This is a genomic window from Streptomyces chryseus, from assembly GCF_014650755.1.
Lineage (GTDB): Bacteria > Actinomycetota > Actinomycetes > Streptomycetales > Streptomycetaceae > Streptomyces > Streptomyces chryseus.
On record NZ_BMVO01000017.1, the window covers coordinates 56,230 to 81,509 of the forward strand.

Annotated in this window: 20 protein-coding genes and 1 pseudogene; 9 read left to right on the forward strand and 12 right to left on the reverse strand. The window is 72.3% G+C overall.

Annotated features, from left to right (window positions below; translation table 11 throughout):
• The first annotated feature begins 13 nt into the window (after window positions 1-13).
• On the forward strand, window positions 14-1,090 hold the full coding sequence (locus tag IE185_RS23010; protein WP_189715876.1) for a LacI family DNA-binding transcriptional regulator: 1,077 nt from the start codon (window positions 14-16) through the stop codon (window positions 1,088-1,090).
• Between the two features lie 67 nt (window positions 1,091-1,157).
• Here IE185_RS23010 and IE185_RS23015 read toward each other — a convergent pair whose 3' ends face one another.
• Window positions 1,158-1,991: an ABC transporter substrate-binding protein gene (locus tag IE185_RS23015; RefSeq protein ID WP_138899211.1), complete on the reverse strand. Its 834-nt coding sequence runs from the start codon at window positions 1,989-1,991 to the stop codon at window positions 1,158-1,160.
• Here IE185_RS23015 and IE185_RS23020 point away from each other — a divergent pair.
• The 5 genes and pseudogenes from IE185_RS23020 (at window position 1,990) to IE185_RS23040 (ending at window position 6,026) form a co-directional block, all read left to right on the forward strand.
• The gene (locus IE185_RS23020; protein WP_170198432.1) at window positions 1,990-2,130 is read left to right on the forward strand and encodes a hypothetical protein; all 141 of its coding nucleotides are present in this window, start codon (window positions 1,990-1,992) and stop codon (window positions 2,128-2,130) included. The two genes, IE185_RS23015 and IE185_RS23020, sit on opposite strands and share 2 nt — an antisense overlap.
• Window positions 2,064-2,318, forward strand: a pseudogene (locus tag IE185_RS23025) (MarR family transcriptional regulator); the annotation flags it as partial. The gene IE185_RS23020 and the pseudogene IE185_RS23025, both read left to right, overlap by 67 nt.
• Complete coding sequence (locus IE185_RS23030) at window positions 2,315-3,103, forward strand: sugar phosphate isomerase/epimerase family protein (protein WP_138899210.1); 789 nt, start codon at window positions 2,315-2,317, stop codon at window positions 3,101-3,103. The pseudogene IE185_RS23025 and the gene IE185_RS23030, both read left to right, overlap by 4 nt.
• Window positions 3,104-3,317: 214 nt before the next feature.
• A complete protein-coding gene (locus tag IE185_RS23035; protein ID WP_138909576.1) occupies window positions 3,318-5,186 on the forward strand; it encodes a glycoside hydrolase family 3 protein in 1,869 nt (622 codons plus the stop codon).
• A 135-nt stretch (window positions 5,187-5,321) separates the two neighbouring features.
• The gene (locus tag IE185_RS23040; RefSeq protein ID WP_189715878.1) at window positions 5,322-6,026 is read left to right on the forward strand and encodes a hypothetical protein; all 705 of its coding nucleotides are present in this window, start codon (window positions 5,322-5,324) and stop codon (window positions 6,024-6,026) included.
• Window positions 6,027-6,074: 48 nt separating this feature from the next.
• Here the strand turns inward: IE185_RS23040 and IE185_RS23045 are convergent, their stop codons facing one another.
• The 11 genes from IE185_RS23045 to IE185_RS23095 all read right to left on the reverse strand — a co-directional run bounded on the left by IE185_RS23045 (window position 6,075) and on the right by IE185_RS23095 (window position 21,304).
• On the reverse strand, window positions 6,075-7,517 hold the full coding sequence (locus tag IE185_RS23045) for a S28 family serine protease (RefSeq protein ID WP_138897406.1): 1,443 nt from the start codon (window positions 7,515-7,517) through the stop codon (window positions 6,075-6,077).
• 65 nt (window positions 7,518-7,582) lie between these two features.
• On the reverse strand, window positions 7,583-7,945 hold the full coding sequence (locus IE185_RS23050) for a hypothetical protein (RefSeq protein ID WP_138897407.1): 363 nt from the start codon (window positions 7,943-7,945) through the stop codon (window positions 7,583-7,585).
• A 188-nt stretch (window positions 7,946-8,133) separates the two neighbouring features.
• The gene (locus tag IE185_RS23055) at window positions 8,134-11,865 is read right to left on the reverse strand and encodes an ABC transporter ATP-binding protein (RefSeq protein WP_138897408.1); all 3,732 of its coding nucleotides are present in this window, start codon (window positions 11,863-11,865) and stop codon (window positions 8,134-8,136) included.
• 120 nt (window positions 11,866-11,985) lie between these two features.
• Window positions 11,986-12,903 (reverse strand): serine hydrolase, encoded by a 918-nt coding sequence (locus IE185_RS23060; RefSeq protein WP_138897409.1) that lies wholly within the window; start codon window positions 12,901-12,903, stop codon window positions 11,986-11,988.
• 114 nt (window positions 12,904-13,017) lie between these two features.
• Window positions 13,018-15,339, reverse strand: a complete 2,322-nt coding sequence (locus IE185_RS23065) for an FtsX-like permease family protein (protein ID WP_138897129.1) — start codon at window positions 15,337-15,339, stop codon at window positions 13,018-13,020.
• Window positions 15,336-16,064: an ABC transporter ATP-binding protein gene (locus IE185_RS23070; RefSeq protein ID WP_138897130.1), complete on the reverse strand. Its 729-nt coding sequence runs from the start codon at window positions 16,062-16,064 to the stop codon at window positions 15,336-15,338. The genes IE185_RS23065 and IE185_RS23070 overlap by 4 nt, the downstream gene beginning before the upstream one ends.
• Window positions 16,065-16,209: 145 nt before the next feature.
• Window positions 16,210-16,581 carry a hypothetical protein gene (locus IE185_RS23075; protein ID WP_138897131.1) on the reverse strand — a complete coding sequence of 124 codons (372 nt, stop codon included), beginning with the start codon at window positions 16,579-16,581 and terminating at the stop codon, window positions 16,210-16,212.
• Between the two features lie 37 nt (window positions 16,582-16,618).
• Complete coding sequence (locus IE185_RS23080; RefSeq protein ID WP_138897132.1) at window positions 16,619-16,951, reverse strand: response regulator transcription factor; 333 nt, start codon at window positions 16,949-16,951, stop codon at window positions 16,619-16,621.
• Between the two features lie 175 nt (window positions 16,952-17,126).
• Window positions 17,127-18,809 carry a thiamine pyrophosphate-binding protein gene (locus IE185_RS23085; RefSeq protein WP_138897133.1) on the reverse strand — a complete coding sequence of 561 codons (1,683 nt, stop codon included), beginning with the start codon at window positions 18,807-18,809 and terminating at the stop codon, window positions 17,127-17,129.
• On the reverse strand, window positions 18,806-19,783 hold the full coding sequence (gene speB, locus IE185_RS23090; RefSeq protein ID WP_138897134.1) for an agmatinase: 978 nt from the start codon (window positions 19,781-19,783) through the stop codon (window positions 18,806-18,808). The genes IE185_RS23085 and speB overlap by 4 nt, the downstream gene beginning before the upstream one ends.
• 42 nt (window positions 19,784-19,825) lie before the next feature.
• Window positions 19,826-21,304 carry a sodium:solute symporter family protein gene (locus tag IE185_RS23095; RefSeq protein WP_138897135.1) on the reverse strand — a complete coding sequence of 493 codons (1,479 nt, stop codon included), beginning with the start codon at window positions 21,302-21,304 and terminating at the stop codon, window positions 19,826-19,828.
• Between the two features lie 184 nt (window positions 21,305-21,488).
• Between IE185_RS23095 and IE185_RS23100 the strand changes: the two genes are divergently transcribed.
• From IE185_RS23100 to IE185_RS23110, 3 genes are all read left to right on the forward strand, one after another.
• Window positions 21,489-23,057, forward strand: coding sequence for a PucR family transcriptional regulator (locus IE185_RS23100; protein ID WP_373303746.1), 1,569 nt, complete (start codon window positions 21,489-21,491; stop codon window positions 23,055-23,057).
• 116 nt (window positions 23,058-23,173) lie between these two features.
• Window positions 23,174-24,331 (forward strand): acyl-CoA dehydrogenase family protein, encoded by a 1,158-nt coding sequence (locus IE185_RS23105; protein WP_138895235.1) that lies wholly within the window; start codon window positions 23,174-23,176, stop codon window positions 24,329-24,331.
• Window positions 24,332-24,367: 36 nt separating this feature from the next.
• Window positions 24,368-25,243, forward strand: a complete 876-nt coding sequence (locus tag IE185_RS23110) for an acyl-CoA thioesterase (protein WP_138895234.1) — start codon at window positions 24,368-24,370, stop codon at window positions 25,241-25,243.
• The last annotated feature ends 37 nt before the right edge of the window (window positions 25,244-25,280 follow it).

The window sequence follows — 25,280 nt, forward strand, 5'->3', positions numbered from 1 at the left end:
GGAGGACGGCCAGATGACAGTGACCTTGGCGGACGTGGCGGCCCGCGCCCAGGTGTCGCCCGCCACGGTCTCCCGTGTGCTCAACGGCAACTACCCGGTCGCCGCCGCCACCCGGGAGCGGGTCCTGCGCGCCGTCGACGATCTCGACTACGTGCTGAACGGGCAGGCGAGCGCGCTCGCCGCGGCGACCTCCGACCTCGTCGGGATCCTGGTCAACGACATCGCCGACCCGTTCTTCGGGATCATGGCCGGGGCGGCCCAGTCGCAGATAGGCGGCCCCGAGGGGGCGGGCGCGGGACGGGCGGGCGGCGAGAAGCTCGCGATCGTCTGCAACACCGGCGGCTCCCCCGAGCGGGAACTCACGTACCTGACGCTGCTCCAGCGCCAGCGCGCCGCGGCGGTGATCCTGACCGGGGGCGCGATCGAGGACCCCGAGCACTCGGCGGCGGTCGCGGCGAAGCTCGCGAAACTGGCGGACGGGGGCGCGCGGGTGGTGCTCTGCGGCCGGCCACCGCTGGAGCTTCCGGGGGGCGGGGAGGCCGTGGCGGCGGCGCTGGCGTTCGACAACCGGGGCGGGGCGCGGCGGCTCACCGAGCATCTGCTGACACTCGGTCACCAAAGGATCGCGTACGTCGCCGGCCCCGTGGAGCGCACGACCACCCGGCACCGGCTGGAGAGCCACCGGGACGCCATGGAGGCGGCCGGGCTGGGCGACGCGGTGGACGCCCTCACCGTGCACGGGCCGTACGACCGCCGGTCGGGGTACGACGCGACGCTGGAACTGCTGCGACGGGAGCCGGCCCTGACGGCGGTGGTCGCGGCGAACGACACGGTGGCGCTGGGGGCGTGCGCGGCGCTGCGGGAGCAGGGCCGGAGCATCCCCGACGACGTGTCGGTGGCGGGCTTCGACGACCTCCCGTTCTCGGCGGACGCCATGCCGGCCCTGACGACCGTACGGCTGCCGCTGCACGAGGCGGGGGCGCGGGCGGGACGGCTGGCGATGGGGCGTGAGGCGGCGCCGGCCGGCGGCATCGCCACCGTCCCGGCGGACCTGGTGGTCCGGGGCTCCACGGCGGCGGCCAGGGGCTGAAGCCGCGTCAACCCGGACGGGCCGCTCCGGGGGCGGCGTCCGGACCACGGACCCCACCCCCTGCCGCTCACAGGTCCGCCAGCGCCTTGGCCACCCGGCCGAAGAAGCGGGCGTGTGCGGCGCTGCTGGCCGGGAGTTCCGGGTTCCAGGGGATCACCCGCGCGCTGCCGAGGCGGGTCGTGTCGACGGGGGCCGCGTTGGCACGGGTGTCCGCCAGGACGATGTGCGGGGCGAGCGACGCCGCTTGCGGCCAGGAGACGGTCGCCCAGTTGGCACCGCCCCCGGCGGGCGGCTCGACCAGGCGTACGCCCAGCCCGGCCAGCGCGCGCAGGTCGGGCCAGGACCCGGGACGGGCGAGATGGACCCGCTCGGCGTCCGCCGGCGAGAGGGCCAGGACCCGGGCGTCGCCCGTCGCGGCCGTACGCAGCCGCTCGCGCGCGGCGTCCAGCGCGACCGGGGGCTCCGCGCCGCCGAGGGAGGCCGCCAGTGCGGCGAAGCGGCCACGGATCTCGTCGAGCGGACGGTCCTGTCCGACGTCCAGTACGACGACCGGCACCCGCTCCTCCAGGCGCTTGGCGGCGTCCGGCTCGATCCCGTACACCTGCCCGCCCCCGTAGCTGACGGCCACCACGAGGTCCGCGCCAGCCGAGACGAGACGGTCGGGATCGAAGGAGGCCCCCGCGCCGAAGGAGGTGACCTCCCCCAGGGGCAGACGGCCGGACTTGGCGCGGTCGGGGGCGTCACCGTCGTGGAACGAGCCGAAGACGCCCAGCGGAAGTAATCCGTGGTCCCAGAGGGTCGCCCCGGCCTGGATGTAGGCGACGACCCGGGTGGGCCACCGGGGGGCCGACGACACCTGTCCCCGGTCGTCGGCGAACTGCCATATCGCGTCTGCTGTCATGGCCGAGTCCTGCCCCACCGCGCGCTTCCGTACGCCCCGCGCCGCGCGTACGGACGCGGCCGGCCGGCGCCCCGACTGTTGCTGGATGCCGGGCCGGCGCGCGGCCACGGTCCGGGTGACCCGCTGGTCCGTACGGTGATCGATTTCGCTTACGGGGCGGGCTACCGGGAAGTCGTGCTGTGGACGAATGATGTGCTGGCGGCGGCGCGCCGGATCTGTCGGCGCGCCGGTTTCACACTCGTCACCGAGAAGCCGCACCGCTCGTACGGAGCGGACCTGGTGGGCCAGGACTGGCGGCTCTCCCTTCAGGAAGGAGCATCACAGTGAAGTACGCCTTCTCCACCCTCGGGGTGCCGGGCATGCCGCTGCGCGATGTCGTACGGCTGGCGAACTCGACGGGATACGACGGCGTGGAGCTCCGCGCGCACCCCGAGGAGCCGGTCCACCCCGCGATCGGCGCGGAGGAGCGGGCGGACGTGGTCGAGCGCTTCGACGCCGCCGGCGTCCGGATCCTGGCGGTGGCGGGGTACGCGCGGGTGGCGTCCCCGGGCGAGGACGAGCCCGTACACCAGGAGCTGCGCGCTCTGCTGGCCCTGGCCCGCGACCTGGGCGCGCCGTACGTCCGGGTCTTCCCGGGCGGCGGTGACGAGCAGGACCAGGAGGAGGCGGACGCGGTCGCGGCCCGGCGTCTGGGGCTGGCCGCGGAGACGGCGGCCGACATGGGCGTACGCATCCTGCTGGAGACGCACGACTCGCACCGCACCGGCGCGGCGGCCGCACGCGTGCTCGGGCCGGTGGGGCACAAGAACGTGGGCGCGCTGTGGGACGTGATGCACACATGGCTGGGCGGCGAGGCCCCGGCGGCCGCGCACGCCGTACTGGCGCCCCACCTGGGCTACACCCAGGTCAAGGACATCGCGTCGGCCGACGACACGACCCCGCTGGCGCTCGGCGCGGGGGTGCTGCCGCTGGAGGAGTGCGTGCGGCTGCTCGACGACGACGCGTGGGTGTGCTGGGAGTACGAGAAGCGCTGGTACCCGGACGCGGCGGACCTGCCGGGCATGCTGGCCGCGGGCCGGGAGTACCTGGAGCACGCCCGCACCGGCCGGTAGCCCCGCCAAGAGGAACGCACCCTGCGGGTCACCCCCCGCCTGTGGCCGCCACTGCCGCGCCCCCTCCGAATGCGCCAGTGGCGGCTCCCCTGTGCGGGGGGTCCGCGCCCCTTTGTGCTCCCGCACCCTTGACCTGGCAGTTACTTCCGGATATCCGTGACTCCTTGGCAGTTTCCTTCAACTCCGTTGTTGAGTACGGCCGTAAGGAGCTCACGTGCACGACCACCGCACCTCCAGACGCACCCTGCTCACCGCGACCGCCGCCGCAGTGGCCGCGTCCGCCATCAGCGCCACCCCCGCCGCGGCCGCCTCACCGGCCTCCTCCCCCTCCGCCGCGCCGCACGCCACCGTCGCCGACGTCAGCGCCTCCACCCGCAGCCGTCTCAAGCGCCTCATCTCGCGCATGAGCCTGGAGGAGAAGGTCGGCCAGCTCTTCGTGATGCGGGCCTACGGCCACTCCGCGACCGAGCCCGACCAGGTCGACATCGACTCCAACCTGAAGGAAATGGGGGTCAGGACCGCCGCCGAACTCGTCGCCAAGTACCACGTCGGCGGCATCATCTACTTCGCCTGGGCGCACAACACCCGCGACCCGCACCAGATCGCCGACCTCTCCAACGGCATCCAGCGGGCCGGCCTCGCCCAGGACACCCCCGTCCCCCTGCTCATCTCCACCGACCAGGAGCACGGCATCGTCGCCCGCGTCGGCAGGCCCGCGACCCTCGTGCCGGGTGCCATGGCCCTCGGGGCCGGCGGGTCGCGGTCCGACGCGCGGAAGGCGGCGCGGATCGCCGGGGCCGAACTCGCCGCCATGGGCATCGTGCAGAACTACGCGCCGGTGGCGGACGTCAACGTCAACCCCGCGAACCCGGTCATCGGCGTACGTTCGTACGGGGCCGACCCCCAAGCGGTCGCGGGCATGGTCGCCGCGCAGGTCAAGGGGTATCAGGGCGCCGGTGTCGCCGCCACGTCCAAGCACTTCCCCGGGCACGGCGACACCAAGGACGACAGCCACTACTCCCTCCCGACGATCCATCACACGGCCGAACAGTGGGAGGAGCTGGACGCCCCGCCGTTCCGCGCCGCCATCGCCGCCGGCATCGACTCGATCATGACCGCGCACATCGTCGTACCGGCGCTGGACCCGGCACTCGACCCGGCGACGCTCTCCAAGCCGATTCTCACCGGTGTGCTGCGCGAGCGCCTCGGCTACGACGGGGTCGTGGTCACCGACTCGCTCGCCATGGCGGGGGTGCGGCAGAAGTACGGCGACGACCGCGTGCCCGTCCTGGCTCTCCTCGCCGGCTGCGACCAGCTGCTGAACCCGCCTGACCTGCCCGTCGCCTGGAACGCCGTCCTCAAGGCGGTGCGCGACGGCGAGCTGAGCACGGCCCGGGTCGAGGAATCGATCCTGCGGATCCTGCTGCTCAAGGCCAAGCTCGGCCTGTTCCGCGACCCCTACGTCTCCCACCGGGGCGTCGACCGGACCGTGGGCACCCGCGCCCACCTCGCCGCGGCGGACCGGATCGCCGAGGGGACGACCACCCTGCTCGCCAACGAGAGCGGCCTGCTGCCGATCGGCCGTCGTACGCACAGGAACGTGCTCGTCGTCGGCGCGGACCCGGCCTCCCCCACCGCGACCACCGGACCGCCGACCACCGTCGTCGCCAAGGCCTTCGACTCCCTCGGATTCGTCGCCACCGCCCTGTCCACGGGAACGGCGCCGACCGCCGCGAAGATCAAGGAAGCGGTGGCGGCGGCCCAGGGCAAGGACGTGGTGGTCGTGGGGACGTACAACGTCTCGGCGACCAGTCCGCAGCGCACCCTCGTCCGCGAGCTGGCCGCGACGGGGGTGCCCGTCGTCGCCCTCGCGATCCGCAATCCGTACGACATCGCCCAGCTCGAAGGGACCGGCTTCGGCGCGAGCGTCGCCACTTACTCCTGGACCGATGTGGAGCTGCGCGCGGCCGTGCGCGCCATCGCCGGTCATACGACGCCCCGGGGGAAGCTGCCCGTCCCCATACAGCGCGCGGACGATCCGGCGAAGGTGCTGTACCCGCTCGGGTTCGGACTGACCTACTAGCTCGGGCACCGGGCGTACGCCCCGGTACGCCCCACCCGCCCGCGCGCCACCTCCAAGTGGCCCAAAGCCCCCCGTGCGTCTGGCGTGCGCCCGCTCCGGCGGGCCACGCTGGGTGGACGTACCGGGGGGGGTCGCATGCCGCGCACGGGTCGGTGGTCCAGAGGGGCGGCGTGCGCGCTGCTGCTCACGGTGGTGGGCGCGGCGGCGCTGACGGGGTGCCAGAGGCCGTCCGCGGGCGAGGGGTCCGCGTCCGGCGGCGGCGACGCGCTCGCCGGGGCCCTCACCCCGTCGGGTTACGGCGCCACCTTCCTCGGCGCCGGCGAATGCAGCTCACGCGGGCACGACTTCCGCGAGGTGTCCTGCGCGAGCGAGAAGGCCGTCGCCCGGGTGCTGGTGCGGCACGAGGGGCCGATGACCGAGGGACACCGCGACAACGAGCCGGTGACCGACGAGCCGGTGACCGGGCGACCGGCGGCCGACCGGCCGGCCTGTCCGCCGCGTACGGACTTCGTCCTCCACATCTCGGAGAGCCGGCCCGCGCTCGACGAGGACGGCGACGGCTCCGTGCCGCGCGGATTCGGCTGCATGCGCAATCTGGAGGAGCCGCACCCCGGTGACCCGGGCAACGGCGGCGGGCCGCGGACGGTCGTCGGGGACTGCGTCCACACGACGACGCGCAAGGGGCGGGTGAAGGAGACGCCGTGCGACGGGTCGGGCGCCGGACCACCGGAGTTCGAGGTGGCCGCCGCCGTGGACAGGCGGGCGCAGTGTCCACCGGCGACAGCGCTGTACGTCCAGCTGGGCGGCGGGAAGCCGGTGGGCTGCGCCCGCCGGGTGTGAGGGTCCGCGCGTGCGCGGCCCCACCGGCGGGCACAGCCCGGCTCCGCGCTACGGGCGCAGCGTCTGCCGCTGCTCCACGGCGCGCTTGTCGAGCTTCGCGTCGAACGGCGCGAGCGGCTTCGCCTTCGCCGGGTCCGCCTGGACGGCGGCCGGGGCGACACCCGCCCACTCCAGGATCTCGGCAGTGGCCTTCGCCTTCTGCTCGGGGACGAGGCCCGCCACGTTGGCGCCGTGGTTGGCGCCGGGCGCGGTGTAGACGTACGCGTCGCGCGCGCCCTTGCCGAGGCGGAACGGCTCGGCGCTCCACGGGTCGTTCTGCCCGTTGACGAACAGCATCCGGGTGGCGTTGTGCCGCACCCAGCTGTCCACGTCCCGCATCACGCGCGGGTCGAACTTCATCGGGATGTCGCGCGGCACGTAGACGCGCGGCTGGAAGAAGTCCGGACCGTACTTCATGAGGCCGTCGAGGTGCGGGTACTTCACCTGCGGCGCGCCCAGCTGGGTGCCGGCCTGGTAGTAGTACGGCGTGTACGTCGCCAGGCTCTGGTCGCTGTAGGCGGCGAAGCCGGAGATGGCGTCGACGTAGTCGTAGATGACCTGGTCGGAGGAGCCGGCGGCGGGCACGTCCGCGCAGTCGCTCTCCTTGCTGTACTGCCAGAAGGCCCAGACGAAGTCGAGGACCGTGGACTCGTACGCCTTGTCCAGGCTGCCGACGGTGTCGAAGGTGGCGTTGTTGGCGTCCGCCCACTCCTTGACCTTGGCGCTCAGCGCCTCGCGCCGCACGAGTGCCTCGCGCTGTACGGCATTGAGCGCGTCGCGGCACTCCTTGGTGCCGACGGTGCGGAAGAAGCGGTCGTACGCCGCGTCCTGCTTGTTCACCACGTCGTTGGGGGCGACGTACGCGACGACGCCGTCCATGTCACGCGGGTAGAAGCGCTCGTAGTACGTCGCGGTCATGCCGCCCTTGGAGCCGCCGGTGGAGATCCACTTCTTGGAGTAGATCTTCTTCAGCGCGGTGAAGATGCGGTGCTGGTCGCTCGCGGCCTGCTTGATGTCGAGCTTCGACCAGTCGGCGGGGGCCGGCCGGGACGGGGTGAAGAAGCGGTACTCCATCGACACCTGGTTGCCGTCGATGATCTGCGTCGGCTCGCTGCGACGCGGCGTCGTGGAGACGTTGTACCCGCTGGTGAAGAAGACCGTCGGGCGGTTCGTGTCCTTGTGCAGCAGGGTGATCCGCTGCTTGAAGGTGCCCTTGGACGGCTTTTGGTGGTCGACCGGCTGGGTGTAGTGCAGTACGAAATAGCGGTAGCCGGTGTACGGCTTCTCCTCCACCAGGCTCATGCCCGGTATGGCGAGTATTCGCTCCTTGATGTCCTGCTCGTTCTGCTGCTTCGGCTCGGCGGTGGTGACCGCCCCTGCCGGTGTGCTGCCGAGTCCTACGGTGCCTATGAGCACCGCGAACGACAACAGCAAGCTGCGCGCCTTGCGCATTCGCCCTCCCCTGTAATCACAGACGACGGGGCGAACCTAGCGGGGCAACTCCCGTACCACCAGCCTCAGCAGAGAATCCAGCCGGTGGACGCCCTCCGCGCGCCGACCGAACCGTGGGCCCGCACACAGCGGTTGAGGGCGTAGACCGTCACCGGTCCGGCGCGGTGGGTGAAGCGGCCGCTGTCCCTGGCCGTGCGGCTCCCCCGGGCCTGGATCGTGACCGCCATGACCTGCCGTACGCCGGGCCGCTTGGAGACGGTGATGGCGCAGGCGTAACGGCGGCTCTTGTAGACGCGCAGTTCCCCGGTGGCGAAGGCGACCGTCTTCACCTTGCGGCCCGAGCAGGCTCCGACGGCCTCGGCCGTGCCGGTCCCCGGGCCCGCGAGGGTCAGACCCGCCACGGCGATCACGAGGGCAAGTCCGTACATCAGGTGCTTTCTGAGCGCCCCACTCGCACCACCGAACACGCGTGTCCCCTTCCCCCACTTGAGCGTACGTACGTGCGTACGGACGCTCCGAGGGTACGGCGCGGTTGCGGAGCATCCGGGAGAAGGTGCGGGACGGAACGTGAAGGATGCGGCGCCCGAGGCACCCGGGGCGCCCCCGGTGCCTCCCCTCAGACCGCCGCCGGCTCGTCCTCCCCCACGAAGGTGCGCCACAGCCGGGCGTACGTGCCCTCCAGGGCCAGCAGCTCGTCGTGCGTGCCGTCCTCGACGACCCGGCCGTGGTCCATGACCACGACCCGGTCCGCCCGCGCCGCCGTCGTCAGGCGGTGGGCGACGACCAGGGTGGTGCGGCGGCCGGTGAGCCGGTCGGTCGCCTGGTTGACCAGGGCCTCGGTGGCCAGGTCCAGGGCCGCCGTCGCCTCGTCGAGCAGCAGGACGTCCGGGTCGACGAGCTCGGCGCGGGCCAGCGCGATGAGCTGGCGCTGGCCGGCGGAGAGGTTCCGGCCACGCTCGGCGACCTCGTGCAGGTAGCCGCCGTCCAGCGTCGCGATCATGTCGTGCGCGCCGACCGCGCGCGCCGCCGCCTCGACCTCGGCGTCCGTGGCGTCGGTCCGCCCATAGGCGATGGCGTCGCGGACCGTGCCCGCGAAGAGGTACGCCTCCTGCGGTACGACGCCGAGGCGGTGCCGGTACGCCGTGATGTCCAGGTCGCGCAGGTCGGTGCCGTCGGCCGTGACCCGTCCCGAGGTCGGGTCGTAGAACCGGGCGACGAGCTTGACCACGGTGGACTTGCCCGCGCCGGTCTCGCCGACGAAGGCGACGGTCTGGCCCGCCGGGATGCGCAGGTCGATGCCGCTGAGCGCTTCCTCCGGCTCGTCGGCGGACCCGTACTGGAACCGCACGTCCTCGAAGGCGATCTCGCCGCGCAGCGACAGGACGTCCTTCGGCCGGTCGGCGGCGGCGGTGGAGGTGGGCTCCCGCAGGAGTTCCTGGATGCGCCGCAGGGACACGGTGGCCTGCTGGTATCCGTCGAAGACCTGCGAGAGCTGCTGTACGGGCGCGAAGAACAGGTCGATGTAGAGGAGGTACGCGACGAGCGCGCCCGTGGTGAGGGTGCCCGCGTCCACCCGCCCCGCGCCGACGATCAGCACCGCGGCGGCGGCGGCGGACGACAGCAGCTGGACGAACGGGAAGTAGATCGAGATCAGCCACTGACCCCGTACGCGCGCCTGCCGGTAGCTGTCGCTGCGCTCGGCGAACCGCTCGGCGCCGGAGCGCTCGCGCCGGAACGCCTGGACGATGCGCAGCCCGGACACGGACTCCTGGAGGTCGGCGTTGACGACGCTGACGCGGTCGCGGGCCAGCTCGTACGCCTTGACGCTCGACCTGCGGAAGAAGTACGTGCCGATGATCAGCACCGGCAGCGTGGCGAAGACGACCAGCGCCAGCTGCACGTCGATGACGAGCAGCGCGACCATGATGCCGAAGAAGGTGACGACGGAGACGAAGGCGGTGACGAGGCCGGTCTGGAGGAACGTCGACAGGGCGTCGACGTCCGTCGTCATGCGGGTCATGATGCGGCCGGTCAGCTCGCGCTCGTAGTAGTCGAGGCCGAGGCGCTGGAGCTGGGCGAAGATCTTGAGCCGGAGCGCGTAGAGCACGCGCTCGCCCGTCCGGCCGGTCATCCGCATCTCGCCGGTCTGCGCGACCCACTGCACGACGACGGACAGCAGCGCGAGTCCGGCCGCCGCCCACACCGCGCCGAGCGCGAGCTGGGTGACGCCCTCGTCGATGCCGTGCCGGATCAGCACCGGCAGGAGCAGGCCCATGCCGGCGTCGACGGCGACGAGCGCGAGGCTGGCCAGCAGCGGCATCCCGAAGCCGTGCAGCAGCCTGCGCAGGCCGTACGACTTCTCCGGCTGGACGGCACGGGCCTCGTCGACGGCGGGTACGTCGTTCGCCGGCGGCAGTGCCTCGACCTGTGCGAGCAGTTCGGGGGTCGCGGGCATGCCGGGGGCGTGGTCGGTGGCCGGGTCGTGCGGCGAGGTCTCGTCCCGTACCCACAGGTCGGGCGTGATGCCGCGCTCGGCGTCGAACTCGGCGTCCAGCTCCTCCTGCACCGTCCGGTCGTCGGCCGGTTCCGGCGCCTTGGCGAGGAGGTGCCCGGGCGATACGCCGCCGAGCTCGTCGGGGTCGGTGAGCAGCCGCCGGTAGAGGGCGGAGCGCTCCTGGAGCTCCTCGTGGGTGCCGATCGCGGCGAGCCGGCCGCCGTCGAGCACGGCGATGCGGTCGGCGAGGTTGAGGGTGGAGCGGCGGTGGGCGATGAGCAGCGTCGTACGCCCGGCCATGACGGACTTCAGGGCCTCGTGGATCTCGTGCTCGACGCGGGCGTCCACGGCGGACGTGGCGTCGTCGAGGAGGAGCAGCCGGGGGTCGGTCAGGATCGCGCGGGCCAGGGCGATGCGCTGGCGCTGGCCGCCGGAGAGGGTCAGGCCGTGTTCGCCGACGGTGGTGTCGTAGCCGTTCGGCAGCTCGGATATGAAGCCGTCGGCCTGGGCGGCGCGGGCGGCGGCGGCGACCTGCTCGTCGGTGGCGTCCGGCAGGCCGTAGGCGATGTTGGCGCGGACGGTGTCGGAGAACAGGAAGCTGTCCTCCGGTACGAGCCCGATGGCGGCCCGCAGCGAGTCGAGCGTCAGCTCGCGCACGTCGTGCCCGCCGACGAGGACGGCGCCGTGGGACACGTCGTAGAAGCGGGGCAGGAGCAGCGAGACGGTGGACTTGCCGCTGCCGGAGGAGCCGACGACGGCGACGGTCTCGCCGGCCCGGATCTCCAGGGAGAAGCCGTCGAGGACCGGCCGGTCGTCGTCGTAGCCGAAGGACACGTCGTCGAACTCGACGGTGGCCGGGGCGTCGGCGGGGAGCTCCTTCGTCCCGTCCTCGATGGACGGCTCGGTGTCGATCAGCTCCAGGACGCGCTCGACACCGGCCCGCGCCTGCTGCCCGACGGTGAGCACCATGGCGAGCATGCGCACGGGGCCGACGAGCTGGGCGAGGTAGGTGGAGAAGGCCACGAACGTGCCGAGCGTGATCTGGCCGCGCGTGGCGAGCCAGCCGCCGAGCGCGAGCATCGCGACCTGGCCGAGCGCGGGCACGGACTGGAGGGCGGGGGTGTAGCGCGAGTTCAGGCGTACGGTCCGCATCCGACCGGCGAAGAGCCTGCGGCTGACCTCGCGCAGCTTGCCGGTCTCCTGCTCCTCCTGGCCGAAGCCCTTCACGACGCGTACGCCGGAGACGGCCCCGTCGACGACGCCCGCGACGGCGGCGGCCTGGCCCTGGGCGTACCAGGTGGCCGGGAAGAGCCGGGTGCGGCTGCGCTTGGCGATGAACCACAGGGCGGGGGCGACGGCGAGGGCGACGAGGGTGAGCAGCGGCGAGAGCCACGCCATGATCACGAGGGAGATGAGGAACAGCAGGATGTTCCCGATCGTCATCGGGAGCATGAAGAGGAGGCCCTGGATGAGCTGGAGGTCGCTGGTGGCCCTGCCGACGACCTGACCGGTGGAGAGCTCGTCCTGACGGCGCCCGTCGAGGCGGGTGACCGTCTGGTACATCTCGGTGCGCAGGTCGTGCTGGACGTCGAGGGCGAGACGGCCGCCGTAGTAGCGGCGTACGTAGGTGAGGGCGTAGACGACGACGGCGGCGGCCATGAGCAGGCCGGTCCACACGGCGAGGGACCTGGTCTGCGCACCGATGACGTCGTCGATGACGACCTTGGTGATCAGCGGGACGAGCGCCATGACCGCCATGCCGCCGAGCGACGATCCGAGTGCGAGCACGACGTTGCGCCGGTACCTCCAGGCATAGCCCGCCAGCCGCCGCGCCCACCCTTGATCTGCCGCCACTGCTGCCTCCCGGTCGTCCTGATCTGCCGGAAGTCACCAACGCGGTGAGGTGCGGATTTCATCCCTCCGCAACGAATACGGGTCTCCGGTCCTAGGACCGGAGACCCGTTCGAGCGCTCGTCAGGGCTTCGGCACCGCCGGGATCGCCTCGCGCGGGGTCTGGGTCGGGGCGTACAGGGTGGAGGCGGCCGCCGTCGGGTTCAGGGCCTTGTGGATCGCCCGGGACACGGCCTGGATGGTGTTCACGCCGTCGTTCATGGTCGGGTTGTCGTGGCTGAGCACGGTGATCGCGTAGTCGTGGCGGGTGCCCGTGAACGCGCCGATCGAGTGGACCCGCCAGCCGTGGGTGGAGCGCGGCAGCCAGCCGTTCTTGACCTGGATCTTGGCGGTGGACGGGGCTCCGGCGGGGGTGCCCCAGCGCTGGGAGGAGACGACCTTGGCCATCAGGCCGAGGGTGTACTTGCGCGCGCCGTCACTCAGTACGGTGTTCTTCGCGGTGAGCAGCGCGAGCAGCTTCTGCTCGTCGCGCGCGGTGATCTGCGTCAGGCCCCAGTAGCCGCCGGTGCCGGGGACGGTGTCCGTCATCTTGGCGGCCGTGAGGAAGCCCTTGATCTTCGTCATGCCGAGCTGGCGCCACAGCGTGCTGGTGGCGTTGTTGTCCGACTTGGTGATCATGTCGGTGGCGAGCGTGGCCTCGCGCGACGTCAGGTAGCGGTTCGTCTTCTTCGCGTCCCACAGCAGGGTGGCGAGGACGGTCACCTTGACGACGCTGGCCGAGTCGTACTTCTGCGTGGCGCGCAGGGTGCAGGTGGTCTTGGTCGGGCGGTCGTACAGCGATATCGCCGTCGTGGACCGCCGCCCCCGCAGCGCCGCGGTGATGTCCGTGGTCAACTTGGCAGCGAGCCCCGCCTTGGCCGAGGTGCAGACCACCATCGGCGCGGTGGCCGCGGCGGCGGGCGACGCGCCGGCGAGGGGCACGAGGACGGCCCCGGCCAGGGCCGCCGCGGTCGTGGCGAGCGTTATTCGGCTGTGCGTCATGGTGTGGTTTTCCGTCCCCTCGTGACTTCTGCTTCAGATGACCCTTGAGGAGCGGAAAGGTTGTACGGGACTTCAGCTGCCCCGGCATCGGCCCTGCCCCCGCCGCCCACCCCCTCAGTCCTGTTGCGGCCGCCACCGCTCGGCCTCCCGCACCGCACCGCGCGCCGCGATCGCCGCCAGTACCCCGGAGAGAGCGACCAGGACGGCCACCACCAGGGCGAGCGTCGCCCCGGGCAGCACGCCGTTGCGGGGCGGCACCGTGAACGGCAACGTGATCCATACGCCACCGATCACGCCCCAGACCGCCGCCACGCACAGCGGCACCATCAGCGTCCAGGCCGCGACGGCCGCGTAGACCCGGCGGCTGCCGCTGAGCACGCTCAGCGGGGCGATGGCGCGCGCGAAGCGCATGATCTCGGCGAGATTGTTGAGCGCGGCGGACAGAGCCACCAGAACCACCCCCATCGTGCCGAGCAGCGGCACCCAGCGGAGCTGATCGGCGACGAGTTGGGCGCCGCCGATCCACGCCTGACCCAGGGGGTCGACGGCTGTCAGCGGACCGAGCTGCGCCCGTGCGGTGCGCTTGAGATCGTAGAGCGGCAGGTCCCTGCCGTCCGAGGAAACGAGGACCATGACGGCTCCCTTTTCCCCGCCGGTCGGCGAACCGCGCACCACGGTGACCTCTCCGGCCGGTCCCACCCCGGACAACAGCCGACGGGCGGCGGGCGCGGCCGAGGACACCGGTACGTCCAGGGAGGCTCCCTCCGCACGGGGGCAGGGCAGCCCAAGAGTCGCGAGCACCGGGCACTCTCCGCGCAGCACGGCGTTGAGCCGGATCTCGTCGCCCGAGGAGGAGCCGGTGGCGCCCGCGGTCCCGGTCGTGCTACGGCTACCGCTCTCGCTGCCGCCCGAACCACTGTCCGTCGAACCGACGTCCACCGGGTCCAGCGTCGAGGTGTACCCCACTGCCCGAGTCCCCGGCGGCACCGCCCGGAGCCACTGATCCACCCGCTCCGCAGAGGCCGAGTGGGCCTCGACCGTCAACATGCTGAAACCCAGCTCCGCCCGGGCCTCTCGGGCGCCCTGCACGAAGGCGCTGCTCATGCTCGGGTAGACCTGGACCACGCAGAGCAGCCCGACGGCGATGACCACTCCGGCCACCAGCCGGGCCAGATATCCGGGCCGGCCCACCGTCCAGCGCCCGGCCAGCAGGGTGCCTGGCGCCCCCCGACGCCGTCCGAGAGCAGCCACCGCCCGGCCGGCTGCGGAGATCAGCAGTGCGATCACTGCGGGCAGCGTGGCCAGCGTGCCGACGATTCCGGCCATCAGGACCAGCGTCATGGCGGTACGCGCCTCGGAACGCCCGGCCGTGGCCGGGAACCAGCTGAGGATCAGCAGAAACAGCGGACAGAGCCCCGCCGCCACTTTCACCAGCCGCGAGCGCGCGCCTCCCAGCGGCCGGGTGCTCCGCCCCTGTCCGGACGGCGGGTGGAAGCACACCACCGCGGCGGCGACCAGCACCGGCGCCGCAAGCAGCCCGGCCGTCAGCACCCCTGCATGTGCTCGCAAATCAGCTGCGGCCACCAGATATCCGGTCCACGGCAGCCGCAGATCGAAAAGGAGCCCAAGGGCCGCCAGCGGCACCGCCAATGCGGTCCCAAGCAGCACCGGCCGCCCCGCCTCGCCGAGGCTCAGCAGCGCGACCTGCCGCCTCGATGCGCCGAGCGCGCCGAGGAGTGCGGTGCGCCGGTCCCGACCGGTCGCGCCGAGCCTGGCCGCGACCACGGTGAGCAGTCCGGCGGGCAGCAGCAAGAACACGGCGAGAAGGCTGAGGAAGACCGGGAGCGGCCGGACAAGGGCGAGGTCGCCGAGCGCCCAGGGGGCGGGGAGACCGAAACCGTACACCGGGTAGGCATTCTGCTTGGTGAGCGCCCCGTCCGCAGGCCGCACATAGGCCAGCCGTTCGCCGGGACTGGCCAGTCCGTCCGCGCCGATCTCGCCGGCGTAACGCCCGTACCGGTCCCTGATGCCCTCGCCGCTTCCCTCGGCGAGCAGGGCGGGCGAGAGCACGGCCTCGCCGGGTGCGGGCCAGTGGTCGAGTCCGGGCGGCAGCGGTGCGTTTGTCGTGAGCGGTGCGATGTGCACGACCTCGAACTGCCGGTCGCCGATGGAGTCTCCGGTGCCCTTCCAGAGCAGCTGGGGGCTGCCCGTGGCACTGTTCATCGCCCGCAGTTGGGGCGAACGGGCGGAGCCGCGTGCCTCGCGCTCCTCGTACGTCGCCCAGGTCGCGGCCATGACGGCAAAGGTCACCGCCAGCGCGAGGGTGGCACATGCCAGGGCGACGAAGCGGATCTGCCCGCCCGTGGCCCCCTGGCCGGCCGTGTGCCCGATCCGCAGCAGCTGCCGGGTGAGCGGACGGGTCCGGTCGCGGCTCACCTGGCGCCGCCCGAGGGGAGGTTGACAGCCGCACGGTACGACTGCGAGGTCGCCGCCGGGGTCAGCACACCATCGCTCAGTGCATACCGGCGGTCCGCGCGGGCGGCGACGGTGACGTCATGGGTGACGACCAGGACCGCACAACCCCACCGCCCGGGCAGTGAGAAGAGGAGATCCGCGACGTTTTCCCGGTTCCGCTCGTCGAGCGCGCCGGTCGGCTCGTCGGCGAGCAGCAGCGTGGGGCGGTTGACCAGGGCGCGCGCAACGGCGGTGCGCTGGCGTTCGCCGCCGGAGAGGTCGGCGGTGGGGGTGCCGACGGCCGGGACGCCGAGGTCGTCCAGGAGCTGCCGGGCACGGCCGAACGCGTCCTTGCGGCCGGTGCCGGCCAGCAGCGCGGCGAGGGCGACGTTCTCCACCGGGGTGAGCTCCGGGAGGAGTTCACCGAACTGGAAGACCATGCCGGTGGTGTCCCGCCGGTGCCGGGCCAGGCGGCGGGGGCTCAGCCGCCCGATGTCCGTACCGGCGATCGTGATCCGTCCGGCAGCCGGCCTGATGAGCCCGAGCAGGCAGCTGAGCAACGTGCTCTTGCCGCTGCCGCTTGGCCCGGTCACGGCCGCCGACTCCCCTTGCGCCAAGTGGAGTTCAACATCGTCGAGCAGCACCCTGCCCGGCGTCTCGTAGCGCAGCGCGCTCACTTCCAGGGCCGGCGGGGGCTTACCTGACATGAGGTCTCATTTCGCTGCTTGCTCCAGCTCTACCGCTGGGTTCCGGGCGGGTGGTGGAATGCAGATGGCGGCCCGTCCGCCTCGAAGGCCGGGCGAGCCGCCACCGCAGTGAAGGCATCACCGCGTACTACTACATGTAGTAGGACTACATGTAGTAGTACGAGGAGCAGGAGTCCGGCTGGGCAAACTCCGACTCGCAGATCCGCATCTTGTAGAGCGGACTGCCCGTGCCGGAACGCGTCTCGGTGCCGGCACCGTTCTTGTTCCAGAGATTGCGCTCGGTGTCCGCGCTCGCCGTACGGAAGTACGTGTTGTAGACGGGGTTGTACGCGTCACCGTCGAGGCTGCTGTCCCAGGCGCCGGCGAAGGCGTCAGAGGCAGAACCGTCGTTGTTGTACGCGCGGGCCTGGCCGGTGCCGGACAGCGTCACGTAGTAGTAGGCGGAGGCGGGTGCGACTCCGAGCATGACGGCACCGGCGGCCAGTGCGGTGGCGACTGCGAACTTCTTGCCCAGCATGGGATGAGGACTCCTGATCAGCTTGATCGTCGGGACCTCATGACTTTGCCACCTCAGCTGACCTGCTGCTATTGCCCTTTGGGGAGGGGATCCGGCCAAGCGGGGAGCAGAGCGTCACATGCAGAACATTCGCGACGAACACCGCCGCCGTACGATCTGCAACCCCCAGCTTCTCGATTACCCGGGCCACATGGGCCTTGGCCGTCCGTTCGGCGATGCCGAGCCGACGGGCCAGCAGCCGGTTCGGCTCACCACGGCCGAGCAGCCGCAACACTTCCCTTTCACGCTCGGTCAATGACGCCAGATCCAGCGTGCAGGGAAGTGACACAGGAGAGCATCCCGCAACCGCACCCGGGCGGCATACTGGCACCTATCACGCCATCCACCTTCCACCACAGTGGCCATCAGGCCACTTCGATCATGCCGGGGGACGTTATAAGCCATGCCGAGCACACGCGTCCATTCGCGGGGCACACGGACTGCCGCCAGGTCCGCCGCGCGCGGGCCACTGGCGAGGTGACCCGTGCGGCCCTGCTCCGCTCGGATCACATGTGTGTCGGGGCGAACATGCGGAGCGTCGCCGGGAGTACGAGCACCGAAGGGCCGGGAGTCGAGAAGGACTTGGTCAGGTCTTCGGTCAGGGTTTCCGGGGTGGTCCGGTGGGCCGGTACGCCGAAGGACTCGGCCAGGGCGACGAAGTCCGGGCGGGCGAGTTCCGTGCCGGTGGCCTCGTCGAAGGCGCCGGTCATGTACTCGCGGAGGATGCCGTAGCCGCCGTCGTCCACGATCAGCCAGGTCACCGGCAGGTCGTGCTGGCGGGCGGTGGCGAGCTCCGCGATCGAGTACATCGCGCCGCCGTCGCCGGACACCGCGAGCACCGGACGGGTACGGTCCGCCGCCGCGGCGCCGAGCGCCGCCGGGAAGCCGTACCCGAGGCCGCCCGCGCCCTGCGCCGAGTGCATGGTGTTGGGGTGGCGGGGGTCGAACGCCGACCAGGCCCAGTACGCCAGGATCGTCATGTCCCAGAAGCTGGGGGACGTGGCGGGCAGGGCCTCGCGGATCGACGCGAGGAGCCGCTGCTCCAGCGGCAGGTCCTGGGACGCGATGCGCGCCCGTACCTTCTCCAGGACCGTGCTCACGCGCTCGCGCGCCTGTTCGTCCTCGCGGTCCTCCACCGTCTCCAGCAGCGCCGAGAGCGCCAGGCGGGCGTCCGCGTGGATGCCGAGCGCCGGGTGGTTGGACTCCAGCTTGCCGAGGTCGGCGTCGATCTGGACGATCCGGCCGCGCGGCGCGAAGGTGTGGTAGTTCGAGGAGAGTTCGCCCAGGCCCGAGCCGACGACCAGGAGCACGTCGGCGTCCTCGAGGAAGTCCGTCGTGTGGCGGTCCTCCATCCAGGACTGGAGGGAGAGCGGGTGCGTCCACGGGAACGCGCCCTTGCCGCCGAAGGTCGTGACGACCGGCGCGTTCAGCCGCTCCGCGAGGGCGAGCAGCTTGCCGGACGCGTCGGACCGTACGACGCCGCCGCCCGCGATGATCGCCGGGCGGGCGGCCGTCGACAGCAGGTGGGCCGCCACGGCGGTCAGTTCGGGGCGCGGGGGCAGGTCGTGCGGTGCGGCGTCGATCGCCGTGACGACGGGGAGCGTCGTCTCGGCGAGGAGGACGTCCTGGGGGATCTCGATCCAGACCGGGCCGTGCGGGGCCGTCAGGGCCGACTCCCACGCCTCGGCGATCGCCGACGGGATCTGCGACGCCGTACGGACCGTGTGGACGGACTTCACGATGTCGCGGAACGACGCCTTCTGATCCCGCAGTTCGTGCAGGTAGCCGTGCCGGCCGCCGCCGAGGCCGGCCGACGGGACCTGGCTGCTGATCGCGAGGACGGGGGCCGAGGCCGCCGCCGCCTCCTGGAGCGCGGCGAGCGAGGTCAGGGCGCCGGGCCCGGTGGAGAGCAGCAGCGGGGCCGCCTCCCCGGTGATCCGGCCGTACGCGTCGGCGGCGAAGCCCGCGTTGTTCTCCACGCGCAGGCCGACGTACGAGAGCGAGGAGCGGCGCAGCGCGTCGAACATGCCCAGCGCGTGCTGGCCGGGCAGCCCGAAGACGGTGGTCGCACCGAGGCCGGTCAGGGTCTCGACGACGAGGTCACCGCCGTTGCGGCCGGGCGGCGGATTGAGCGCGGCGGCGGTCTGCGCCTCGGTGGGGCGCAGGACCAGGTCGTGGTCGTGCGTCACTTGCCGGTCCTGGAGGCCGCGATCTGCCGGGCCATGATGGTCGTCAGCTCGTACGCCGTGTGGGAGGCGGCCACGGACGTGATCTCCGCGTGGTCGTACGCCGGGGCCACCTCGACGACGTCGGCCGAGACGAGGTTGCAGGAGGACAGGCCGCGCAGGATCTCCAGCAGCTCGCGGGAGGTCATGCCACCCGCCTCGGGGGTGCCGGTGCCGGGCGCGTGGGCCGGGTCCAGGCAGTCGATGTCGATGGAGATGTAGAGCGGGCGGTCGCCGATGCGCTGGCGGAGCTGGTCGGCGACCTCGTCGGCGCCGCGCCGGTAGACGTCGGACGAGGTGACGATGCCGAAGCCCATCTTCTCGTCGTCGGTCAGGTCCTGCTTGCCGTACAGGGGGCCGCGCGTGCCGACGTGGGACAGCGCCTCGGTGTCGAGGATGCCCTCCTCGACGGCCCGGCGGAACGGCGTGCCGTGGGTGTACTCCGCCCCGAAGTACGTGTCCCAGGTGTCCAGGTGCGCGTCGAAGTGGAGCAGGGCCACCGGGCCGTGCTTCTTGGCGACCGAGCGCAGCAGCGGCAGCGCGATGGTGTGGTCGCCGCCGAGCGTCATCATGCGGGCGCCGGTGCCGAGGAGGTCGTCGGCGGCGGCCTCGATCGTCTCGACGGCCTCGTTGATGTTGAACGGGTTGGCGGCGATGTCACCGGCGTCCGCGACCTGCGCGAGCGCGAAGGGCGACGCGTCCTGCGCCGGGTTGTACGGGCGCAGGAGGCGCGACGCCTCACGGATGGCGTTGCCGCCGAAGCGCGCGCCAGGGCGGTAGGAGACCCCGGAGTCGAAGGGCACGCCGACGACGGCGACATCGGCGGTGCCGACCTCGTCGAGGCGGGGCAGCCGCGCGAACGTCGCCGGTCCCGCGTACCGCGGGATGCGGGAGGAGTCGACGGGGCCGCGGAACTGCTGCTCGCTGCTGCTGCTCATGTGAATTGCCTTCTTTCCTGCGCTTCGTTGCGTTATATGACTTTAGCCCGGCGTGGGGACCGACTCGGGCTCGGGCTCCGCTTCGGCGCTCCGCCCGGCCAGCCGCTCACGCCACGCGGCCAGCACGGCGGCGTCGGTCGGGCGGGTGGCGAGGCTGACGACGACGTACGCCGCGAGCGAGAGCAACAGGCCGTAGTAGACCGGCTCGTTGGCGAGGATGCCGTACCACGCCATCAGGCCGAGTACCCCGATCCCGCCGACGGTGACGGACGCCAGCGCGCCGTACACCGTGCCGCGCTTCCACAGCAGACCGCCGAGGATCGGCACCAGCAGGCCCCCGACCAGCAGGTTGTAGGCGACGGTGAGCGCTTCGACGACGTTGTTCAGGGCGATGGCGATGCAGACGACCGCGATGCCCATGATCAGGATGAAGACGCGGTTGCCGCGCACCTCGTCGTGGGCCTCGCCCGCCGCCCCGTCCTTGGAGACCGCGCCGCGCAGCCGCGACCAGATGTCGTTGTTGGCGACGGTGGCACAGGCGATCAGCGCGCCGGACGAGGTCGACATGACCGCCGCGAGGGCCGCCGCCAGGACCAGGCCGCGCACGCCCATGGGCAGCTCGTCCCTGACGATCGTCGCGAAGGCGTCGTCGGCGTGGGCGAGGTCCGGGTAGAGCACCTTGGCGGCGGTGCCGATGACGGCGCCGGCCAGGGCGTAGACCAGGCAGTACGTACCGGCGACCGTGCCGCCGTAGCGGGCGACCTTGTCGCTGCGGGCCGTGAAGACGCGCTGCCAGATGTCCTGCCCGATCAGCATGCCGAACGTGTAGATCAGCACGTACGTGAAGATCGTCTCGCCGCCGATGCCGAGCGGGTCGAAGTACTCGGTGGGCAGCTGCGCCTTCATCTCGCTGAAGCCGCCGGCCTTGACGACCGCGATCGGCAGCAGCAGGAGCAGTACGCCGATCGTCTTGACGACGAACTGCACCATGTCCGTCAGCGTGATCGACCACATGCCGCCGAGCGTCGAGTACGCGACGACGATGGTGCCGCCGAGGATGATCGACAGTGCGCGGTCCATGTCGAAGATGACGTCGAAGATCGTGGCGTACGCGATGGTCGACGTGACGGCGAGCATGAGCGTGTAGGCCCACATGACGACGCCAGAGATGATGCCGGCCCGGCCGCCGCCGTAGCGGAGGTCGAGCATCTCGCTGACGGTGTAGACCTTCAGGCGGGCGATCCGCGCCGAGAAGAAGATGCTGAGCGCGAGGAGCCCGAGGCCGATGGTGAAGACCATCCACGCACCGGAGAGGCCGTACTGGTAGCCGAGCCCGACGCCGCCGATGGTGGAGGCGCCGCCGAGGACGATGGCCGCCATCGTGCCGGAGTACATGCCGGGCCCGAGGCGGCGGCCGGCCACCAGGAATTCGCTCTTGGACTTGGCGCGGCGCATGCCCCACCAGCCCATGGCGAGCATTCCGGCCAGGTATATGACGATCACCGCGTAGTCGACGGCCATGGGCCATCCTCCTTCGAGCACCTCAGTGGCGTGTCGTGCAGGGGGTACAGGGGAGCGGCGGCTCTTGTGCGGGGACATCCGCCCGTACCCGCGGCCGCCGGTTCGCTCGACATTAGGTGGCTGGAAGGCGACGCTGAAGTGTACGTTTCATCCACTTCCCCGACCCCAGATGGATGGACCATCCATGCCGGACGCCCTGGCCTCCCCTTCCGTACCTCCGGCCCCTCCCACCCCGCCCATTCCGCTGGCCGCGCTGCTGGCGCGGGAGGAGCTGGGGCTGCGCCTGCTCGCGGGGCCCGAGGACAGGGATCTGCACTGGGTGCACACCTCGGAGATGGGCGACCCGTACCCGTACCTGCTGGGCGGCGAGCTCCTCCTGACGGCCGGCGTCCAGCTCACCGACCCCGGCCACTACGTCTCCCGGGTCGTGGCGGCGGGCGCGGCGGCGCTCGGCTTCGGCGTCGCGCCGGTGTACGACACGGTGCCGCCGGCCCTGGTGGCCGCCTGCGAGCGGCACGGGCTGCCGCTGGTGGAGGTGCCGCCGCCCACGACGTTCACGGCGATCGCCCGCGCGGTGTGGCGGCTGATGGCGGAGGCCCGCCACCGGGAGCTGCGCCGCGTCGCCCAGGCCCAGCAGGGGCTGGCCACGGCGGCGGCCCGGCCCGACCCCGTGCCGGCGGTGCTGCGGCAGCTGACGGCGCGGCTCGACGGGGCGTGGGCGGTGCTGCTGTCGGCGGAGGGCGCGCCGCTGGCCACGGCGGGGCGCTCGCCGTCGCCCGAGACGCACGCGGCCCTGGCGCGGCTCGCGCGCGTGGTCAGTCCGCCGCCGGAACCGGCCCCGCTCGAGAGCACCGGCCCCGCCGGCTCGCCCCCGCCCGCCGCGCGGCCCGCGCCCGCCACGTCGACCCCGCCCGCCGCCAGGCCCGCGCCCTCCTCCGCGACCGACACCGTCGGCGACGGCCATCTCGCCGCGTACGCCCTCGCCGGCGGCCAGCGGCTCGTGCTCGCGGTGGCCTCGGACCGGCGCGAGGCGGGCGACCACACCATCGCGGGCGTCGCCGTCGTACTCCTGTCGCTGCTCACCACGCCGCACCAGGGCGCCGCGGAGTCCGCCCGCGCCGCCGCGCTGGTGCGGCTGCTGCTGGGAGCGGACGCGGGCGAGGTGGCGCCGCTGCTGGGCGCGGACGAGTGGATCGTGGTGCACGCGCGGCCCGCCGCCGAGGCCACGGGGCCCGACCCGCTGGCCGCGGCGGCGCTCGGGGCGGCGCTCGGCAGCGCGCTGGTGGACGCGACCGAGGAGGGGGGCGTACGGGTACTGCTCGCCGGCGGGGCCCGGGAGATCGAACCGCAGCCGGGCTGGACCCTCGGCGTGAGCGCCCCCGTGCCCCCGTCGGAGCTGCCCGCCGCCGATCTCCGCGCCGAGCGAGCCGTACGCCGCGCCGAGGCCACCCGCAGCGCGCTCGTGCGCGACCGGGGCGAGGCGGGCGGCGGGCTCGCCTCCCTGGTCACGCCGGACGAGGCCCGCGCGCACGCCCGCGTGCGACTCGCCCCGATCGCCGCGTCGCCCGCGCTCGTCACGACCCTGCGCACCTGGCTCTCGCTGCACGGGAGCTGGGACCGTACGGCCGTCGCGCTCGACGTGCACCGCAACACGGTCCGCCAGCGCGTCGCCCGCTGCGCGACCCTCCTGGACGCCGACCTGGACGACGCGGACGTGCGGATGGACCTGTGGTTCGCGCTGCGCTGGCTGTGACGCGTACGACCGTCCCGAAGCCTGGACAGCCCTGGTGACCAACCGGTAACTTCGACTGAGCAAGCGCTTAGAACAGCATCGCCAGCATCGCCAATGGAGCAAGAAGGGGGCGTCCCGTGCGCCGCAGCGTTTTCAACGAGGACCACGAGGCCTTCCGGAAGACCATCCGGGCCTTCATCGAGGCCGAGGTCGTCCCCGTCTACGACGAGTGGTTCGCCGCCGGCCAGGCGCCGCGCGACTTCTACTACAAGCTCGGCGAGCTGGGCGTCTTCGGCATCCGCGTCCCGGAGGAGTACGGCGGCGCCGGCATCGAGTCGCACAAGTACGAGGCCGTCATGTACGAGGAGACCTCGCGCGCGGGCGTCAACTTCGGCGGCTCCGGCGTGCACGTGCTGCTCGGCCTGCCCTACATCGAGATGCTCGCCACCGACGAGCAGAAGCAGCGCTTCCTGCCGAAGTTCGTCTCCGGCGAGGAGATGTGGGCGCTGGCGATGACCGAGCCGGGCACCGGCTCCGACGTCGCGGGCATGAAGACCACCGCGAAGCTCTCCGAGGACGGCACGCACTACGTCCTCAACGGCGCCAAGACCTTCATCACCGGCGGTGTGCACGCCGACCGCGTCATCGTGTGCGCCCGCACCTCCGCCCCGAGCGCCGAGGACCGCCGCTTCGGCATCTCCCTGTTCGCCGTGGACACCAAGTCCGAGGGCTACTCGGTGGGCCGCAAGCTGGACAAGCTCGGCCTGAAGACCTCCGACACCGCCGAGCTGGCGTTCGTCGACGTGAAGGTCCCGGTCGAGGACCTGCTCGGCGAGGAGAACAAGGGCTTCGGCTACCTCGGCAAGAACCTCGCCTCCGAGCGCTGGGGCATCGCGTTCGGCGCGTACGCCCAGGCCAAGGCCGCCGTCCGGTTCGCCCAGCAGTACGTGCAGGAGCGCACCGTCTTCGGCAAGCCCGTCGCGTCCTTCCAGAACACCAAGTTCGAACTGGCCGCCTGCCAGGCCGAGGTGGACGCCGCCGAGGCCGTCGTCGACCGCGCCCTGGAGGCCCTGGACGCGGGCGAGCTGACCCCGGCCGAGGCCGCGTCCGCGAAGCTGTTCGCCACCGAGGTCGCGCACCGCGTCATCGACAAGTGCCTCCAGCTGCACGGCGGTTACGGGTTCATGAACGAGTACCCGATCGCCCGCCTGTACGCCGACAACCGCGTGAACCGCATCTACGGCGGCACCAGCGAGGTCATGAAGATGATCATTGCGAAGGACATGGGCCTCTAAGACCGCCCTGCCGGACCGCACGGTAGAACTGCCCGCATGAACAAGGCACTCGAAGCCCTCCTCGATCTGCTCGACCTGGAGCAGATCGAGGAGGACATCTTCCGAGGCGTGAGCCGCTCGGCGATCGTCCCCCGCGTCTTCGGCGGCCAGGTCGCGGCCCAGGCCCTGGTGGCCGCCGGCCGCACCGTCCCCGGCGACCGCCTCCCCCACTCGCTCCACGCGTACTTCCTGCGCCTCGGCGACCCGGGCGCGCCGATCGTCTACACGGTCGACCGGATCCGCGACGGCCGCTCCTTCACCACCCGGCGCGTCGTCGCCGTCCAGCACGGGCAGCCGATCTTCCACCTCTCCGCGTCGTTCCAGACGTACGAGGAGGGCCTGGAGCACCAGGCGCCCATGCCGCCCGCGCCGGACCCCGAGACCCTTCCGACGGCCGCCCAGATGCTGCCGAAGTACGACTTCCTGGACTCCGGGGTCGTCGACCGCATGCTCGAGGCGCGCGCGGCGGTCGACCTGCGGTACGTCGACGCCCCGCCGTACGGCAGCGTCGGTGAACCGCGCGAGCCGCGCTCACAGGTCTGGTTCCGTACGAACGGCAAGCTCGACGGCGCCATCGACGAACCCCTGCTGCACGTCTGCCTCGCCACGTACGTCTCCGACATGACGCTGCTCGACTCGGTGCTCCTGGCCCACGGGCGCGGCGGCTGGGCGACCGGCGACGTGGTCGGCGCGTCCCTGGACCACGCGATGTGGTTCCACCGGCCCTTCCGGGCGGACGAATGGCTGCTGTACGACCAGGAGTCGCCGTCCGCGTCGGGCGGCCGGGGCCTGGGCCAGGCCAGGATCTACACCCAGGACGGCCGGCTGGCCATCTCCGTCATCCAGGAGGGCGTGGTCCGCGTCCCGCGCTGACCCGCGCGGCTTGCGGCGTCACCGCCCGCGCGCCTGG

What these genes read in the sequence shown, in the direction of transcription:
- IE185_RS23070 (WP_138897130.1), bottom strand. Translation starts at nt 16,064, where the DNA reads ATGTCAGGTAAGCCCCCGCCGGCCCTGGAAGTGAGCGCGCTGCGCTAC.
- IE185_RS23100 (WP_373303746.1), top strand. Translation starts at nt 21,489, where the DNA reads ATGCCGGACGCCCTGGCCTCCCCTTCCGTACCTCCGGCCCCTCCCACC.
- IE185_RS23060 (WP_138897409.1), bottom strand. Translation starts at nt 12,903, where the DNA reads ATGACGCACAGCCGAATAACGCTCGCCACGACCGCGGCGGCCCTGGCC.
- IE185_RS23095 (WP_138897135.1), bottom strand. Translation starts at nt 21,304, where the DNA reads ATGGCCGTCGACTACGCGGTGATCGTCATATACCTGGCCGGAATGCTC.
- IE185_RS23020 (WP_170198432.1), top strand. Translation starts at nt 1,990, where the DNA reads ATGGCCGAGTCCTGCCCCACCGCGCGCTTCCGTACGCCCCGCGCCGCG.
- IE185_RS23075 (WP_138897131.1), bottom strand. Translation starts at nt 16,581, where the DNA reads ATGCTGGGCAAGAAGTTCGCAGTCGCCACCGCACTGGCCGCCGGTGCC.
- IE185_RS23110 (WP_138895234.1), top strand. Translation starts at nt 24,368, where the DNA reads ATGAACAAGGCACTCGAAGCCCTCCTCGATCTGCTCGACCTGGAGCAG.
- IE185_RS23040 (WP_189715878.1), top strand. Translation starts at nt 5,322, where the DNA reads ATGCCGCGCACGGGTCGGTGGTCCAGAGGGGCGGCGTGCGCGCTGCTG.
- IE185_RS23050 (WP_138897407.1), bottom strand. Translation starts at nt 7,945, where the DNA reads ATGTACGGACTTGCCCTCGTGATCGCCGTGGCGGGTCTGACCCTCGCG.
- IE185_RS23010 (WP_189715876.1), top strand. Translation starts at nt 14, where the DNA reads ATGACAGTGACCTTGGCGGACGTGGCGGCCCGCGCCCAGGTGTCGCCC.
- IE185_RS23015 (WP_138899211.1), bottom strand. Translation starts at nt 1,991, where the DNA reads ATGACAGCAGACGCGATATGGCAGTTCGCCGACGACCGGGGACAGGTG.
- IE185_RS23045 (WP_138897406.1), bottom strand. Translation starts at nt 7,517, where the DNA reads ATGCGCAAGGCGCGCAGCTTGCTGTTGTCGTTCGCGGTGCTCATAGGC.
- speB (WP_138897134.1), bottom strand. Translation starts at nt 19,783, where the DNA reads ATGAGCAGCAGCAGCGAGCAGCAGTTCCGCGGCCCCGTCGACTCCTCC.